At 52.5% G+C, this 15206-nt stretch carries 12 protein-coding genes; 9 read left to right on the forward strand and 3 right to left on the reverse strand.

Annotation, left to right across the window (positions count from 1 at the left end):
• Nucleotides 1-3: 3 nt before the first annotated feature.
• The 5 genes from ACSSVV_RS19585 to ACSSVV_RS19605 all read left to right on the forward strand — a co-directional run bounded on the left by ACSSVV_RS19585 (nucleotide 4) and on the right by ACSSVV_RS19605 (nucleotide 6510).
• Entirely contained in the window at nucleotides 4-1164 is a 1161-nt protein-coding gene (locus ACSSVV_RS19585; RefSeq protein WP_454106833.1) for a glycosyltransferase family 4 protein, read from the forward strand.
• 82 nt (nucleotides 1165-1246) lie between these two features.
• On the forward strand, nucleotides 1247-3178 hold the full coding sequence (locus tag ACSSVV_RS19590) for a polysaccharide biosynthesis protein (protein WP_454106834.1): 1932 nt from the start codon (nucleotides 1247-1249) through the stop codon (nucleotides 3176-3178).
• A gap of 46 nt (nucleotides 3179-3224) precedes the next feature.
• On the forward strand, nucleotides 3225-4646 hold the full coding sequence (locus ACSSVV_RS19595; RefSeq protein ID WP_454106835.1) for an MBL fold metallo-hydrolase: 1422 nt from the start codon (nucleotides 3225-3227) through the stop codon (nucleotides 4644-4646).
• A gap of 71 nt (nucleotides 4647-4717) precedes the next feature.
• The gene (gene tviB, locus ACSSVV_RS19600; RefSeq protein ID WP_454106836.1) at nucleotides 4718-5980 is read left to right on the forward strand and encodes a Vi polysaccharide biosynthesis UDP-N-acetylglucosamine C-6 dehydrogenase TviB; all 1263 of its coding nucleotides are present in this window, start codon (nucleotides 4718-4720) and stop codon (nucleotides 5978-5980) included.
• Nucleotides 5981-6141: 161 nt separating this feature from the next.
• Nucleotides 6142-6510: a histone-like nucleoid-structuring protein, MvaT/MvaU family gene (locus tag ACSSVV_RS19605; protein ID WP_014422046.1), complete on the forward strand. Its 369-nt coding sequence runs from the start codon at nucleotides 6142-6144 to the stop codon at nucleotides 6508-6510.
• Nucleotides 6511-6549: 39 nt separating this feature from the next.
• Here the strand turns inward: ACSSVV_RS19605 and ACSSVV_RS19610 are convergent, their stop codons facing one another.
• Nucleotides 6550-7500, reverse strand: coding sequence for a GGDEF domain-containing protein (locus ACSSVV_RS19610; protein WP_454106837.1), 951 nt, complete (start codon nucleotides 7498-7500; stop codon nucleotides 6550-6552).
• Nucleotides 7501-7502: 2 nt separating this feature from the next.
• Nucleotides 7503-8531, reverse strand: a complete 1029-nt coding sequence (locus ACSSVV_RS19615; protein ID WP_454106838.1) for a response regulator — start codon at nucleotides 8529-8531, stop codon at nucleotides 7503-7505.
• A gap of 353 nt (nucleotides 8532-8884) precedes the next feature.
• Here ACSSVV_RS19615 and ACSSVV_RS19620 point away from each other — a divergent pair, with 353 nt between their 5' ends.
• Genes ACSSVV_RS19620 through sbcB form a run of 4 tightly spaced genes read left to right on the forward strand, consistent with a single transcriptional unit; the run spans nucleotide 8885 to nucleotide 11758 of the window.
• Entirely contained in the window at nucleotides 8885-9763 is an 879-nt protein-coding gene (locus ACSSVV_RS19620) for a DUF6160 family protein (protein WP_454106839.1), read from the forward strand.
• A gap of 42 nt (nucleotides 9764-9805) precedes the next feature.
• Nucleotides 9806-10036, forward strand: coding sequence for a DUF4160 domain-containing protein (locus ACSSVV_RS19625; RefSeq protein ID WP_454106840.1), 231 nt, complete (start codon nucleotides 9806-9808; stop codon nucleotides 10034-10036).
• Entirely contained in the window at nucleotides 10017-10259 is a 243-nt protein-coding gene (locus tag ACSSVV_RS19630) for a DUF2442 domain-containing protein (protein ID WP_011786049.1), read from the forward strand. Before ACSSVV_RS19625 ends, ACSSVV_RS19630 begins: the two co-directional genes overlap by 20 nt.
• A 50-nt stretch (nucleotides 10260-10309) precedes the next feature.
• Complete coding sequence (gene sbcB / locus ACSSVV_RS19635) at nucleotides 10310-11758, forward strand: exodeoxyribonuclease I (RefSeq protein WP_454106841.1); 1449 nt, start codon at nucleotides 10310-10312, stop codon at nucleotides 11756-11758.
• Nucleotides 11759-11816: 58 nt separating this feature from the next.
• Here the strand turns inward: sbcB and ACSSVV_RS19640 are convergent, their stop codons facing one another.
• Nucleotides 11817-15077: a DEAD/DEAH box helicase gene (locus ACSSVV_RS19640; protein ID WP_454106842.1), complete on the reverse strand. Its 3261-nt coding sequence runs from the start codon at nucleotides 15075-15077 to the stop codon at nucleotides 11817-11819.
• Between the last annotated feature and the right edge of the window lie 129 nt (nucleotides 15078-15206).

Consider the following 15206-nt stretch of genomic DNA (forward strand, 5'->3'; position numbering starts at 1 on the left):
CGGATGCGAATAGTTCTTTTGGGGACAACGGCCAGCTGCGTAATCGGCTTCCGAGGCGACCTGATTAAAGATTTGGTGGCTCGTGGTCATGAAGTCTATGCCTTCGCTTTGGATTATGACGAACGCTCATCCTCGGTGGTTCAGGAGCTTGGTGCTGCACCCATCAGGTATTCATTCAGCCGGGCTGGACTCAACCCGGGGGGCGATCTGATAAACATGTTGAAATTGACGCGAGTGTTAAAGCGTCTGAAGCCAGATGTGGTGCTTACCTATTTTGCAAAGCCTGTTATTTTCGGGACAGTCGCAGCGAGGCTAGCAGGAATTAAGCGCGTTGTAGGTATGCTCGAGGGGCTCGGTTACGTATTTACTGATGACCCAAGGAGGGTTGCAAGCTTCAAACACAAGTTACTTCGCCACATTCAGGTATTGCTCTATCGATTTACGGTTCCACTATTGGAGCGGCTTATTTTCTTGAATAGGGATGATCCAAAGGATTTGATTCATCGCTATGGTCTCAGAGTAAAGGAAATTACAGTTCTTGGCGGTATCGGCCTGGACTTGGAGCGTTTCAAATATAGTTTGCCAAAGTCCAATCCGATGACCTTTTTGTTTGTTGGCAGGCTCCTGAAAGAGAAGGGTGTTCATGAATACGTTGAAGCGGCAAGGCTGATCAAGGAAAGGTACCCTGAAACACGGTTTTTGGTACTTGGCGGGCTGGATGAGGAGAATCCAGGAGGTCTTACAAAGGATGAGCTTAACCGACTCGTGGAACACGATATTGTTGAATACCCAGGTTTCGTCGACAATGTTGCTACGTGGATTGAACAATCAAGTGTATTTGTGCTTCCGTCGTATCGAGAAGGACTTCCGAGAAGCACCCAAGAGGCCATGGCAATGGGGAGAGCCGTAATCACGACGGATGTTCCCGGTTGCAGAGAGACGATCTCAGGAAACAGAAACGGTATTTTGGTTCCCGTTGCTGATGTCGAGGCACTTGTTGATGCCATGGTTCGTTTTATAGAGGACCCTGAGCTTATTCTTACAATGGGGCAAGAAGGTCGGCGTATTGCTGAAGAGTGTTATGATGTTCGTTCAGTCAACTCTGCATTGATCGGTTTTCTTGAGGGGGCTGAAGGGCGTTGCGCGTTTCAGAACAGTGTGTGAGTCGTTTTGAAATCTCAAGATTTCACGTTGAATTCGCCGACACCGATTTTCAGGTTGGCGTTTTCACGAAGGGTTTATTCTAATGATCCAGAAGTTTCTTGGTCTTCCTCGCGTATATAAACGCATAATTTCGGTATCAGCCGATGTGGTAGCCCTCTTTTTCAGCTTATGGGCCGCTTTTTCACTGAGATTTGAGCAGAAATTCTGGTTGCCGGACCAAGAGCAGCTGCTTATTGGAATACTTACAGTTGGTTTTACTATCGGTATCTTCATTAAGCTTGGGTTATACAGAGCTGTTGTCCGATACCTGAATGATAGAGCATTTCTCACGATAGTTGGCGGCGTTGGGGCCTCTGCGCTGATACTGATACTTTCGGGTTACTGGCTGGAAGTTTTGGTGCCCCGCTCTGTGCCATTTATGTATGCCGCCTTTGCATTTATTTTTGTTTCTGGCAGCAGAATTGGTGTCCGGATGTTGGTGGCCAGACCAATCCGTTACAACAAAGAGAGGGTGGCAATAATTGGTGCGGGTGAAACCGGGTTGCAGTTATGCCAGGCGTTAAATCAAGGAACTGAATATCACCCTGTTGCGTTCATAAGTTTCCTTGCGTCAAATCATAAGACGTTGATTAATGGTATTCCGGTATACGATATAAAGTTTATCGAAAAAGCTATTTTTGCTCACAGCGTGCAGCGTTTACTTCTTGCTTTGGAGCCGGCGTCAGAGGTTAATCGCAAGAAGCTCCTGAAACAGCTCGAGCCATTGTCTGTCCCTGTGCAGACAGTTCCAAGTATGTCGGAATTGATTTCGGGCCAGAAGCGCATCAACGATATCCGTGATTTGGAGATTGAAGATCTTTTGGGTCGCGATCCAGTACGTCCTGATAATGCTCAAATCGCGGATAGTTTGTATGGCAAGTCGGTTATGGTCACCGGTGCAGGTGGTTCCATTGGTTCGGAGTTATGTCGGCAAATACTTCGGCACCGTCCGCGGTTATTAGTGCTGTTTGAACAGTCCGAGTTCTCCTTATACAGCATTGAAAGAGAGCTTCAGGCAATCAATCGCATTGAAGGTCTTGACGTCGATATTCATCCGCTTTTGGGCAGCGTGTGCCACCGCCGTCGGTGTGAATCTGTAATGCGGGCATTCCGGATTCAAGCGGTCTATCACGCTGCTGCATACAAGCATGTTCCACTGGTTGAGCATAACGTTATTGAAGGGCTGCAGAATAATGTTTTTGGTACTTGGCATACAGCGGAAGCCGCTGTTTCTGCCGGTGTTGAGCGATTTGTTTTGATCTCTACGGATAAAGCGGTTCGTCCAACCAATGTGATGGGGGCGACAAAGCGTATGGCAGAGTTGGTTCTTCAGGCGTTAGCGCAGCGTCAGTCCACCACTATATTTTCAATGGTCAGATTTGGTAATGTTCTTGGCTCTTCAGGTTCAGTTGTGCCGTTGTTCCGCGATCAGATTCGTGATGGTGGCCCGCTAACTGTAACTCACCCCGATATTATCCGCTATTTCATGACGATTCCCGAAGCCAGTCAGTTGGTTCTCCAGGCTGGTAGTATGGGTGAGGGTGGAGAAGTCTTTGTTTTGGACATGGGGGAGCCGGTAAAAATTGTCGATTTGGCTCGTCGGATGATTCACCTGATGGGGTTGGAGGAAAAGACAGATGAGCATCCGGCAGGTGATATTGAAATCGTGTTCTCTGGGTTGCGCCCAGGAGAAAAACTCTACGAAGAGTTGTTAATTGGAGATAATCCGCAGGGTACCTCCCATCCGCGTATTATGATGGCACGGGAAGTTTCTCTGTCTTGGGAGAAAGTCGAGGAGCTTCTGTCCAAGTTTACTCGAGCAAGTCAAACTTTTGACTGTAAAGCTGTCATAGAGCTGTTGGTAGAAGCGAATACCGCTTATTCGCCTAATGGAGAACTATCGGATTTAGTCTGGCAAAACGGCAATCTTGAGGTTGTTCAAAGGGGAGACGGTAAAGTTCTCCGCCTGAGTTAGGGACGGGTATTAGCCAAGAATTCCATAGTAACAGGGATGGTTAGCTATGATAAAAATGGAACACCACGGCGCCGTTAATGGCGTCACGGGCTCCTGCCATGAGCTTCGGATTTCGGACTTCGGCATTCTGATTGACTGCGGCCTTTTTCAGGGGCAGGAGAAGGGCCGGGCTTCCTCTGCCATGGAGCTGGCGATTGATTTTCCCATTGATCATATCCGCGCCCTTGTGGTCACTCACGTCCATATTGATCACGTCGGGCGGATTCCCTATCTATTGGCAGCCGGGTTTGATGGGCCGATTGTCTGCTCTGAACCCTCCGCCATCATGCTGCCGGAAATTCTCGAAGACGCTTTGAAGATCGGCTTTACCCGGGATCGGGCTTTGATTACCCGGGTTTTGGACCGTATACGTAGCCAACTGGTGCCGCTGCCTTATGGCCAGTGGCATGAGGTGGTTTCTGAGGGCGATGCTGCGCTGAAAATCAGGTTGCAAAGGGCCGGGCATATTCTTGGTTCTGCCTATGTGGAATGCGAGCTTCACGATGGCCATCGCAACGAGCGTATCGTTTTCAGCGGGGATCTTGGTGCGAGTCACGCACCACTCCTGCCTGAGCCGTTATCACCTGAGAAGGCGGATCGCCTGATCATCGAAAGCACATACGGCGATAAGAACCACGAAGACCGGGAGAGTCGCCGCTATCGATTGAAATCGGTTCTTGAGCATGCCCTGGAAGACGGCGGTACGGTGCTGATTCCGGCATTCAGTATCGGGCGCACCCAGGATCTGCTTTATGAGATTGAAGGACTGATTGCCGAGTTTGGGGAATCTGAGATTTCACAGTCGAGCGCAGAAGGCTCCTCTGGATCACTCCGATGGCAGGACCTGGAAATTGTTGTGGATTCGCCGCTGGCCGCCGAATTCACCCGAATCTATCGGGATCTCAAGCCATTTTGGGATGACGAGGCCCGGGAACTTGCCAGTGCCGGCCGGCATCCTCTGTCGTTTGAGCAGCTCACGGTGATCAATTCCCACAAGGACCATTTGAATGCGGTTGAGTATTTGGCTCGTACTCATCGTCCCTGCGTGGTTATTGCGGGGTCTGGTATGTGCGCTGGTGGAAGGGTGGTGAATTACCTGAAGGCAATGCTGGGCGATGCCCGAAATGATGTGGTTTTTGTGGGGTATCAGGCGGCTGGAACGCCCGGGCGGGATATTCTGACTTATGGGCCACGTGGTGGATGGGTGGAGCTGGACGGAGCGCGTTATAGTATTTCTTCTCGCGTTCACACTGTTGGTGGCTATTCGGCCCATGCCGGGCAGGATGATTTGCTTCGGTTTGTTGCAGGCATTCCTGAAACACCCGCCGAAATTCGCATTGTTCATGGCGATTCGGATGCCAAGCACGCTTTTAAACAGGCGCTGGAGGCAATTGCACCGGATTCTGATATTCTGATTCCAGTAGGATAACGGGGTGAGCATGCGCTATTTATGCAAGTGTTTGCCCAGGCGCTGAGACCTTATTTAAGGCAGGAGAGTATATGAAAAGGATTGCAGTAATCGGCCTTGGTTACGTTGGCTTGCCATTGGCGGCTGCATTCGGTGAGAAGCGTGAGGTGGTTGGCTTTGATATCAATCCCAAACGGATTGCCGAGCTGAAGGATGGCATAGATTTCACGCGCGAGGTAAGCAGGGAGGAGCTGGCGTCGTCGTCGAAACTTTCGTTTACGGACTCTTTAGACGGTATTGCCGATTGCCAGATCTACATCGTCACAGTGCCAACCCCGATTGACGAGTATAAGTCGCCGGATCTTACCCCTCTGGTAAGAGCCAGCGAAAGCGTAGCCAAAGTCCTGAAGAAGGGCGACATTGTTATATATGAGTCCACGGTGTTCCCCGGTGCCACTGAAGAAGTCTGTGTGCCGGTTCTGGAAAAGGTGTCCGGCCTCAAGTTCAATCAGGATTTCTTTGCCGGTTACAGTCCGGAGCGTATCAACCCGGGCGATAAGGAACACCGCGTTACCACCATTATGAAGGTAACCTCCGGTTCCACTCCCGAGATTGCCGATGAGGTAAATGATCTTTACGCCGGCATCATTACTGCGGGAACCCATAAGGCCAGTTCCATCAAGGTAGCGGAAGCGGCAAAGGTAATTGAAAACACTCAGCGGGATTTAAATATCGCGCTGATGAATGAATTGTCGATGATTTTTGCCCGTATCGGAATTGATACCCATGAAGTGTTGGCGGCAGCTGGCACGAAATGGAACTTCCTGCCGTTCAAACCCGGCTTGGTAGGCGGCCATTGTATTGGTGTAGATCCGTATTACCTCACTCATAAAGCTCAGGCTATTGGGTATCATCCTGAGATTATTCTTGCGGGCCGCCGTGTGAACGACAATATGGGCCCCTATGCTGCCGCTGAACTGGTCAAGGCGATGATCAAGAAAGGGCATACCATTGCCAATTCTCGGGTATTGGTTATGGGGCTTACCTTTAAGGAAAATTGCCCGGATTTGCGTAATACCCGCGTTATTGATGTGGTTAATGAGTTGAAGGATTTCGGTTGCCAGGTGGATGTCACCGATTGCTGGGCAAATAATGAAGAAGCCGAGCATGAATATGGTATTTCCCTGGTTGCGGAACCGAAGGCCGGTGAATATGATGCGGTATTTCTGGCGGTACCGCACCGCGAATATGCAGGTCTTTCCGCTGAGCAACTGCGCGCTTATACCAATAGCAACGGCGTTTTATTTGATTTGAAGGGTGTGTTGCCGTTAGGACAAGCTGATTTGCGCCTCTGATCTTAATGTGAACTATGAAGCCGGCCAATGTGCCGGCTTTTTTATTAAGTCGATTTAAGTAATTTGTTTTGCCTTGTTTCGGTTTCTCTATTATTATTTGTTTCGACTCTCGGTCATATTCACTCAGTATTTAAAACCCCACGATAAAAGGTTTTATTTCCATGGCAAAGATTAATGATTATTACCAGAAGAAGCAGCTGATGGAAAAGCTGGCCGCCGAGCTGGAGAAGCTCGAAAAGGACCAGGCACTGAAAAGCGAACTGGAATTCGAAAACAAAGTTCGTGATTTGATGAAAGAGTATGACAAATCACCGAAGGACGTTCTGCAGATTCTGTCTGCTATTGATCCTTCGATCGCTGGCGCCAAGGCCGAGACTGCAACCGGTACCCGTGCAAAGCGTCCGCTGAAAACCTATAAAAACCCGCACACCGGTGAAGTGGTAAAAACCCGCGGTGGTAATCACAAGACTCTGAATGAGTGGCGTGAAAAGCACGGTAAGGAAGCGGTACAGAGCTGGCAGCAGGATTAACTGCCTATTCCCCTCTCTCTCAATAGAGGGAGGGGGATATTAACTGACTACGACTTTGTTCCGCCCGCTTTCCTTGGCTTTATACAAAGCCTCATCTGCCTTCTGCATCCACTGCATATAGTTCTCAGGCGTTTCCGTTAGTTGCGCGATGCCCATGCTTACCGTGTATTGAATATCCCCGGCGCTGGTGCTAACGGTACTTTTCTCTATAGCCTCACGAATGCGCTCGCAAATAATCCGGGCACTCTCGGCATCGGTTTCTGGCAGTATGATGCCAAACTCTTCACCACCGTAACGGCCGGCGCTGTCCGATTGCCGGATGTTATTGCGAGTGACTTCGGCGGTATGGCGAATCACCTCGTCTCCGGCCAGGTGGCCGTAGGTGTCATTCACCGGTTTGAAGTGGTCGATATCGAACATCACCAGGCTTGTGGCCTGGCCATAGCGCCGGAAACGTTCATATTCGGCATCCACCAGGTTTTCCCAGGTGCCCCGGTTCAGCAGCCCCGTTAGCCGATCTGTCATGCTGAGTTTCGCCAGCTGTTCGTTTGCACGTTCCAGGGCTCGTTTGCTGCTGGCGAATTCGGTTACGTCGTAAATCAGCAGGCACACCTTCTCCACCTCTCCGTTCGGAGCGGTGATCGGGCTGATGGTCAGGTTCTGGAACATGTATTCTTCCGTGCCTGTGATAGGGCGTGTATTCCGGAACTTGAACAGGTAAGGGCGCTGTTCCCAGGACGTAAAGGCCCGGGTGTTCAGCATGGCGACGGCATCTACCTTGCGCGTAAGCCAGGCTTCCGGGATGTCCGGAAAGACTTCAAACAGTACCTTGTCCCGAATCTGGCTGGCGGTAATGCCGCTATGGTGTTCCATAAAGCCGTTCCATGCCTGGACGTGGAAATCCAGGTCCAGCACCACCAGTCCCACCTCAACGGATTCGAGCATGTCCATTAACCAATGGAATTCGTTGGCGTCCTGATTAAAGGCCATAGTTAATCCACCAGATACGCGAGGCGTTTTTCAAGGAATGGGATGGAGTCCTCGGTTAGCAGGATCAGCATGTTACAGCGGATATCCCGGTTTTCCAGAGCATAGCTGATCTCAATACACAGCAGCTGTTTTTCCCGCTTGCTGTGATGATCCAACAGTTCGTTAACCGGGCGGTGCTGGCCGAGAACGGTCGGATGGCCCAGGCCCAGCTTCAGGTCGAGTTGATCGCCAATACCGTTGATAAACGCGCCAAACAAGATACTCGACATATCCATGAGCACTTCCACGTTCACGGATTCGCCTTCCAGCACGTCATAGTGAAGCAGTTCGGCCATTTCCCGGAAACTGGCGTCTTCAAACAGCAGGAGGGCCTCGCCTGCGATACCGGCGCCAGTAAAGCCCTGGCAAACGGCTGAGTAGTCTTCTGCTCGCTGCGCAGCCGATATTGCCATGTGCAGCTCGGAGTTGGCGATAAACGCAACTTTGGGGATAGGTTGTTTGACAAATACCTTCAGCAGCCGGGCCAGCAAGTCGGAGGAGCGCCCCATGGCAACGTTGGATATCTCCTGCAGGTAATCACTCAGGCTTACTGAGATTTCTGGGGCTGCTGCCTCTCGACTGTGCAGGCTGGCGTCGTTAAGGGCAGTGTCTTCAAGCTCAGAAGGGCGATAGAAGCCGTACTCTTCGAGCAGTCGGGAGACAACGCCGGTGTCGGTTGGTTTCTTGATGAAATCGATGGCGCCCAGTTTACGTACACGTTCCCGGGCTTCCGGCTGAATGTCGCCCGAGACCACGATGGTCAGAACCGGAAGATCCTCGGAGCGGATGTGTTCCAGCACCTGGTAGCCGTCGAGTTCCGGCATGTTCAGGTCCAGAAACAACAGTTCGGCTTTCTGATCGCGCAGTATGGTTAGCGCCTCCTTGCCATCTCCGGCGAAGAGGATGTCGTCTGCCAGGCCGGGTGGCAGAGCTTTGGCCATTTGTTTGCGCGCCAGTGCAGAGTCGTCGCAGATCAATATCCTGGTGGTCATGGAGTGCCGTTTGGGGCCTTTAACGAAAGGGCGTAAGTATACCAATCTCAGGCGTTGTGTATATGCGGGCTACATTACAAGTTCGCTAAGCTACATAATGGTTCCTAAGTTAGTTTAGTCCTGTGACGAACATCAAGCTTGAACAACAAATGACGGCCACGTAATGAATGAATGTGATGTACCTCACTCAATGTACGAGGCTCGGTCGGATATAGTCGTGTCGCGGTCAAAAAGAAACAGTTTGTTACAAAGAATAACGGGCCGCATGCCAGCACCGAAATAATAAAACCAGCGGGCAGGCATGGAGTCGGGTGTCGAAAACTGGCTCACTAAAACAATCAGAGACACAATCTATGACAAAGCAAGCGTACGGATGCGCTGCCCTTGCCATGCTCTGCCTGGGTATTTCGCCCGTTTCCCAGGCAGAACTGGAGCCCATTTCAGATAATGCGATGGGCGAGGTAACCGGGCAGGCCTTTATGCAGATTGAAAATATTCCCGGCCAGAACCATGAGTTCACGCGTATGACGCTGACCATGGATGTGGAGACCCGCGTGAATATTGACGATATTCAGGCCGGCCAGATCAATGGCGGCACGGATTTCTCTGCCACCCACCTGGCCCTTGGTCACATCGCCCGTAACGACGGCGAGGTCTTCAATGGCAAGACCTACAATGCCGGGGATGAAATTCCTTTCGAAGCGCGCATGCCCTATATCGAACTGGCGGAAGATGCCGCGGGCCTTGCCGGATTCCGCATGGGTTTCGGGCAGGCAAGGGGCTCGGTGTCGTCCCATACCACCAGCTTCAGCGGCGACATCGGCCTGAAAGTACAGGATTCAACCGGTGCCGTTTACGATACCTACCTGTTTGATGGCGATGGTGGCGCGGCCACCAACTACCGTGCCTCTCACATTGGTATTGATCCCAACTCCTGTGTTTCCGGAGCTAACTGCACGCCACTTACCCACCTGCAATCACTGACCGTAGGCGAGGATAACGGGAGTGCCGATGGCACCATCGGATTCACGGATGCGTTTTTCATCGGCTTTCAGCGCGATGACGGTGTAGCCTGGCAAACGCTGGACGGTGCCAACACCATCAGTGTGGGTAAGGGGGTGTTTATTAACCTGCCTACCAACATGACCGTGGATCTGAGCCAGCTTGTTGGCCCGGACGGCATCGACCGCCTGCGTACCCATCAGTCGGATATGGGTACCAAACTGTTCTAATTGTGGATGGCTAGCAAAGCATAGAAGGATCGAAAGGCAAGGATGCCGACACTACTGCTGCTAAATGATTTCAAGTTCTTTTTCTACGCCAATGACCATCCGCCCGCCCATGTTCATGTGCTCCGAGGTGAACGATGGGCTAAGATTGAGTTGTCGACTTTCGCGGTAAAGTACAGCACCCTCAAGAATCAGGAATTGAGGGAGTGCCTGAAGATCGTTGAACGTCATCAATCTGACTTTTTGGAGATGTGGAATGCCTGGTTTCAAGGGTAAATCCGTTCATATTGACGACCGTCACTTGCACGTGGAGTTGGAAGACGGCCGCGTAATCTCCACGCCTGTGCATTGGTACCCTGAGTTGGAGGCAGCCTCTATTGCGGAGGTGCGTCAGTATCATTTTATCTGCGATGGTACGGGCATTGAGTGGGAGGCGTTGGATTATCACCTGAGCATCGAGGCGATGTTGACGGGTAATGCTCGGCAAAGTGCCGCGTAAGTTTGTTAAACTCCTGCGTCTGACTTTACTTCGGTTGCAGGAGTCTTCCTTTGATCCGCTCTTTCTACTGGCACGATTACGAAACCTTTGGCGTAGACCCGGTTCATGACCGGCCCTCCCAGTTTGCGGGTGTGCGCACCGATGCGGATCTGAATATCATCGAAGACCCGCTGGTGATCTATTGCAAGCCAGCCGACGATTACCTGCCTTCTCCTGAAGCCTGCCTGATTACCGGTATTACTCCTCAGAAAGCGCTGGACGACGGATTTCCGGAAGCGGAGTTTATTACCCAGATTAACGAGGCTTTCAGTCAGCCTGGAACCTGCGCAGTAGGCTACAACAGCCTGCGTTTTGATGATGAAGTCACCCGCCATACGCTTTACCGTAATCTCCGGGATCCCTATGCGCGGGAATGGCAGAACGGGAACTCTCGCTGGGACATCATTGATATGGTGCGGCTGACCTACGCCTTGCGGCCGGAAGGTATCCACTGGCCCCGCAAAGAAGATGGCAGCCCGAGTTTCAGGCTGGAAGAGCTGACGGTGGCCAATGGCATTGCTCATGAGGCTGCCCACGATGCCATGTCGGATGTGCTGGCCACCATTGCCGTGGCAAAGCTGATCAAGGAAAAGCAGCCCAAACTGTTTGATTTCGTTCTGAACAATAAAGACAAACATTCCGCGCGGCAAATGCTGGATACCGCCGCTATGAAGCCGGTGTTTCATATTTCTGCTAAATATCCGGCTACAAGAGGTTGTTGTGCGTTGGTAGCACCGTTGGCAGAGAGCCTGAGCAACAAAAACCAGGTGATCGTTTACGATCTTCGGGAAGACCCAGAGGCGCTGATTAACGCCTCGGTAGAAGAGATCCGTGAGCGGGTATTTACGTCTCAGGCGGAACTGGGGGAGGGTGTTAGCCGCTTTCCACTGAAAGGCGTGCAATTGAACAAGTGCCCTGTGCTGGCGCCGGCGACCATGCTTTCCACGCTGTCACAGGAGCGTTTGGCCGAGCTGGAGTTAGATGGTGATGTGCTTCGGGCAAATCTGGCCAAATTGCGCAAAGCCCCGGATCTTCCTGCTCGTATTGCCCAGGCATTCGAACAGGATTTTCAGGGCAGCCACCTGACTGATCCCGACGAGCAACTTTACGCTGGCGGTTTTATCAGCAAAGCCGACCGGGAGAAACTCAACTGGTTGCTGACCCAACCCGTGGATACCCTGGCCGAGCAGGAAGTGAGGTTTGAAGACGCGCGCCTGCCAGAGATGCTGTTCCGTTACCGTGCCCGCAACTATCCGGATACCCTGATTGGCGAGGAAATGGAGCGCTGGGAGCAGTTTCGTACCGAACGGTTGATGCAGCCGAAAAAGGGGTGGCGCTCACTGGAGGCCTATGGTCAGGAGCTACAGCGATTGGCGGCTGATACGGAGCTGACGCCCAAGAAGCAGCAGATACTGGAGGACTTACATCTCTATGGCGAATCCCTGATTCCCTATATGTAAGTGGGGTCAGACCTAAAGACATTTGGCGTTGGCGAATGTTCGGGGGGGCTGACCCCTTTTATTTCTCGAATAGGACGGAAATATCGTCGGCGGTAATGGCCGAGCTGAAGGCATCAGCTTTGCCGTACAGACCGTCTGCAAGCTGGCTCTTCCTTGCCTGTAGTGCCTGAATTCGCTCTTCTACCGTGCCTTCGGTAATCAGACGGTACACGAAGACAGGTTTGTCCTGCCCGATGCGCCAGGCGCGGTCTGTGGCTTGTTGTTCGGCTGCGGGATTCCACCACGGATCATAGTGAATAACGCAGTCCGCGGCGGTCAGGTTCAGGCCGGTACCACCGGCTTTCAGGCTGATTAGGAAGACCGGGCTCTCGCCATTCTGAAACCGTTTAACCGGTGTGGCGCGGTCTCTGGTTTGGCCGGTGAGTTTTTCATAGCCTATGCCTGCCGCCTTCAAAGTGGTTTCGATCAGTGCCAGCATGCTGGTGAACTGAGAGAAGATGATGACCTTGCGTCCTTCATCCAGCAGTTGTTCCAACATCTCCATTAAAGCGTCGAGTTTGGCCGAACCGGCGGTTTCTTCCGGGTTAAGCAGAGCGGGATGGCAGCAGATTTGCCTGAGTTTCAGGAGCGCATCCAGTATTTCTATCTGGCTTCTTGCTGCGCCCTTTTCGGCAAGCAATTTGCGAATGCGCTTATCCATGGTGGCGCGGATGGTCTCATACAGATCTTTCTGCTGGCGATTCAGCTCAACGTGACGCACGATCTCGGTTTTTTCCGGCAATTCGGGGGTTACCTGATCTTTCGTGCGCCTCAGCATAAATGGTCGCACCCGGCGGCTCAGCTCCGCATAACGGCTCTGATTGCCCTGTTCTTCAATAGGTTTTCGGTAGTGTTCGCGGAAGATTTTCTGGTCTGCCAGGTAGCCCGGCAGAATAAGGTCAAACAGGGCCCATAGCTCCCCGAGGTGGTTTTCCATTGGTGTGCCGGTAAGTGCGATGCGGTTTTCGGCTGGCAGGCGGCGAGCCGCATTGGACGTCACGGTTGCCGGGTTTTTCAGGTGTTGGGCCTCGTCGAAAAAAGCCAGGCTGTATGACTGGTTCTGGTGCTGTTCCAGATCCCGGTGCAGGAGTGGGTAGCTGGTGATCACCAGATCGGCCTCCGCTACCTTGTCGAAGAATGGTTTACGACGTTGGCCATGGATCACCAGGCGTTTCAGTATCGGGGTGAATTTCTTGGCTTCTGCCTCCCAGTTGGCAATAAGCGTGGTCGGGCATACCACCAGAGCAGGCGCGGAAAGCCGACCTGCGGCTTTTTCGGCCTGAATGCAGGCGAGGGTTTGTAGGGTCTTGCCCAGGCCCATATCGTCGGCAAGAACGCCGCCGAGCCCGAATTCTCGCAGGAACATCAGCCAGTTCAGGCCATCTTGCTGGTAGTGGCGCAGCTCTGCCCGAACCTCTGAGGGAATTGGAACATGGTTTAGTGCCTGAAAGGACGTGAGTTTTTCGCTGAGGTTGCGCAATTCTGCGTTGCTTTGCCAGTCTGCCGCCAGATCACCCATTACCTGTGCTGCATCCAGTTTCGGCAGCCTTAGTTTGCCGCCACGTTCTTTCCCTAACAGGCTCAACAGGGTTCGGGCCAATGGTCGGATGCGGTCTGAAACAACCCGGATGAGGGCGTCGCCGTTATGGAGCCAGAGGGTTTCAGGCAATGCATCGTCACTGTCATTGTTGAGGTCGAGATAAACCAAGGCCTGTTGTAGTAGCGGAATCAGGTCAATCTGTGTGCCGTTGTAGTCAATGCCCACCTCAACATCAAACCAGCCCGGCGATTCTTCATCCGGCTTCAGACTGCCGTGCAGCTGGTCTATTTCAATAACCGGTACATCAAAACTCTCGTCCATTTCAATTTGCCAGCCGCCTGCATCCAGGCGCGGTAAATCGAAGGCAATGAAATCCAGCCACTGGTTACGGGTTGGCAAGGTGAAATCGAGAAAGCTGCCATACGGTAGCGCGTTAACCATGTCTGCTTCGAGATGATCGGTCATTGTTCCCGCCATTTTAAAATCGGGCAAATCACGATGTAGCCATTCGATTTCCGCATCCTCATCCCGAATGACCAGCAACGGGCCATTGTTGCCATCAACCAGAACCCGGGGTTCCTGTTCCGAGAACGCTACCCGGTGGCCTTCATAGCTGAACATTAACCTCGCCATTAGCAGGGGCAGTGTCCCGGGGGCGGGATGCTGAAGGCTGTACAGCTGCAGTATCGGCTGGGGTGCTGCCTGCACCATGGAGGGCACCTGGAAAGATTCAGGCAGAACGGCGCCGGCTTTTTCCAGTATGGGCGCAAGATCTGGCAACGCCTGCTGAAGCTGGCTTTCTGCCAAGGGAGGGCACTGTTGCAGAAGCGCGGTTGTGCGGGCATCCAGCGAGTTCTCCACCCGCCCGATCAGGAGCTCTTTCTCGTCCAGATAGTAGGCGGGCGAGGTGTTCAACAGCCGAATGTGTGACGGGAGCGCCTTGCTGACCAGTTGCCAGTGTTGTTTATCTGGCAACTGCATCCACTCAAAGCCGGATTCTAGAGTCTCTCCGAGTTGAAGCGGCGGGTTTCGAGTGGATTCCAGAAAGAAGCGGCTGGTTTTCAGCGCCGATTCAATAAAATAGGCGCCCGTCGTGCCCTCCAGAACCGGTGCAACACGAAATGCTGTGGGCAGTGCGTTTAACCATGTGAGCGGTGCTATATCGCTCTCTCGCAGGTATTTCGGGCGATCGTATTCAAGGTTGGTACGGCTCCACACGGTGGTTTTGGAGCCCCTGGAATATTCTCCCGATTTACGACGCCGAACCTTGTTCACTGACAGGGTCTGCTGGCTGCGGTGTGGCTCTATGTGGAGCAGGTACGCCAGACACTCAGGGTTGGAAGCGTTGTCAATCGAACTGAAAACTGAGGCCGCCTGTTCCAGCCATGTTTCCGCTGTCGGGTATTTGTATCGTGTATCGGCTTCCGGTTCGTATTTTTCAGCACTCAGGCCTGCTTCGTAATTGGCCTGAAGTATAACGGCCGCCGCATGCTTACACCGGAACCCCACCGGGCAACTGCAGAAGGTGTTTATTTTTCCGGGCAGGTAGCGGTCGAACCGAACCTCGGTGATATAGAGCTGGCGCTGGCTGCCAGAAACCTCCGCTCGCAGCACCTGTATGCTCATGCCTTCGGTTTCACGAACCAGGTTTTGTACCCGGCCCTGGCTGAAATAGCGCTTGCCTCGTTGCAGGCTGTTGGCGTCAAAGTTGAGGTTCAGGTTTGCTTGCGAGACTTGCATGGCTGAGAGCGGGCACCGGTAGATTCAAAAAAGGGAAAGCTACCGGAAACCAGCACCATGCTCAAACGAATTTGGGCCAGGCGCTCCGGACATTTTGCCTGGGCAAATGTCCGGAGGGCTGACCCCCAT

This window comes from Marinobacter sp. MBR-105 (assembly GCF_053628895.1).